Source organism: Caballeronia sp., assembly GCF_049581465.1.
Classification (GTDB): Bacteria; Pseudomonadota; Gammaproteobacteria; order Burkholderiales; family Burkholderiaceae; genus Caballeronia.
In genome coordinates, this window is sequence record NZ_JBAUSA010000893.1 from 1 (window position 1) to 1,625 (window position 1,625).

Consider the following 1,625-nt stretch of genomic DNA (forward strand, 5'->3'; position numbering starts at 1 on the left):
ATAATTGGACTAATATACAAATCAAGTTCAGAATCGGACTATCTGCAGACTCGGACTTTCACCCGCATTTTTGTCGGCTCTTGCTCATGACTCAAACCGAACGCCTGCCGCACCCCATGCCAGCGCCGCGACCGACCGTTGCGGATATGTCTGCCGCGGGGTTGCGCGCATTCTTCAATATTGCGCAGCACTGGACGCTTTCCATCGACGAGCAAATCGTCTTGCTCGGCTCGCCGGGCCGTTCGACGTTTTTCAAATGGAAAGCGACGCCGCAAACGGCGCGATTGGGTCGCGACACCCTCGAACGGTTGTCGCTGATCCTGGGCATTTACAAAGCGCTGCAAATCTTGTTGCCGCTAGCCGAAGCATCGGATGGATGGGTGAAGCGTCCGAATGCCGCGCCGCCCTTTGGTGGACGTCGTGCGCTCGATCGCATGCTTGCCGGCAATGTCAGTGATCTCGTTGCGGTTCGCCAATATCTCGATGCAATGCGAGGCGGCTGGGCGTGAAGGGAACATCGAAAGCTGAAAACGGCTGGACGAGCATCTGGCCGCATGCCGAACTGGATTGGTCGCCAGCCTACCGGGTCATTCCTACGCGGTTTCCGGCAGTCAATCTCTTTGACCGCGTCGCGTCGCCACACGATTTCGAGGCGCTCTACGCGCTCGAAGCCATGACCAACGACCGCTTGCGCACGGAAGTGGGCGAACTCGACCTGGTGCCAAAAGAAGAACGCCGGTTTGGGGCGGGTTACGGCCCGATCATGGCGGCCTTTACGCATTTAAACCCCAACGGCAGCCGTTTCTCCGATGGCACATACGGCGTGTTCTATTGCGCGCGCAGCAAGCGGACGGCGATTCAAGAGACGCGTTATCACTCGGCGCTATTTCTCGCGGACACGAAGCAACCGCCGCTGCGCCAGCAAATGCGGCTTTATTCGGTTCAGGCGAAGGGCGAAGTCCTGGATCTTCGCAATGGCCAGCTCGACCGGGCTGAACTCGATCGCGCGATTTTGTCGGCGACGCACTATGCGGCCGGCCAGGCATTGGGGCATGCCGCGCGGGCGGCGGGTGCGCCGGGAATTGCCTATCCGTCGGTGCGAGACGAAGGCGGCGAATGCCTTGCTGCGTTCCGCACGACACTCCTACGCGCCTGCCATCACGCGGCGTACCTCGAATACGAGTGGAACGGCGAAACGATCACCGACGTGTTCGAGATGAACAGGATCGTCTGAAAAATTCAGGGCAAAGCCAGTTCGCGCGCGCCTTCCGCGGTGGCCCAGCCTTGCTTCACCGACCAGCGGCGATCCGTACCCGCTTCCACGATAGTCAGGCGGCCGTCGTCGATATACGCGCCGGTATCGATAAACACCTGCGCGCCGATCTGACGGATGGCTTTCGTGGGTGTGTGGCCGCAATAGGTGGTGGACAAACCGCGTTGCGCCGATGCCTTGCCCGAGCCGAGCATGAGCGAACGGCCCCATAGCAATTGATGGCGAACATCGTCGGGAAAATACGCGACTTCCAGGTCGGCGTCGCTGCCGAAAAATTCGGCGTGCAACACGTTGAAGCGCGTTGCGCCGTCGCCGACGATGCGCACCAGCGGCACGGGCGCAAGCCGTGCTG

General features: G+C 60.6%; 2 protein-coding genes and 1 pseudogene. 2 read left to right on the top strand and 1 reads right to left on the bottom strand.

The window, feature by feature from the left end; genetic code table 11:
- The first annotated feature begins 86 nt into the window (after positions 1-86).
- Positions 87-509: an MbcA/ParS/Xre antitoxin family protein gene (locus tag WCA53_RS21875; RefSeq protein ID WP_423915554.1), complete on the top strand. Its 423-nt coding sequence runs from the start codon at positions 87-89 to the stop codon at positions 507-509.
- Positions 506-1,234 (top strand): RES family NAD+ phosphorylase, encoded by a 729-nt coding sequence (locus WCA53_RS21880; protein ID WP_423915555.1) that lies wholly within the window; start codon positions 506-508, stop codon positions 1,232-1,234. Before WCA53_RS21875 ends, WCA53_RS21880 begins: the two co-directional genes overlap by 4 nt.
- Before the next feature lie 5 nt (positions 1,235-1,239).
- Here WCA53_RS21880 and WCA53_RS21885 read toward each other — a convergent pair.
- Positions 1,240-1,625: pseudogene (locus WCA53_RS21885) on the bottom strand (metallophosphoesterase); the annotation flags it as partial.

What these genes read in the sequence shown, in the direction of transcription:
- WCA53_RS21875 (WP_423915554.1), top strand. Translation starts at nt 87, where the DNA reads ATGACTCAAACCGAACGCCTGCCGCACCCCATGCCAGCGCCGCGACCG.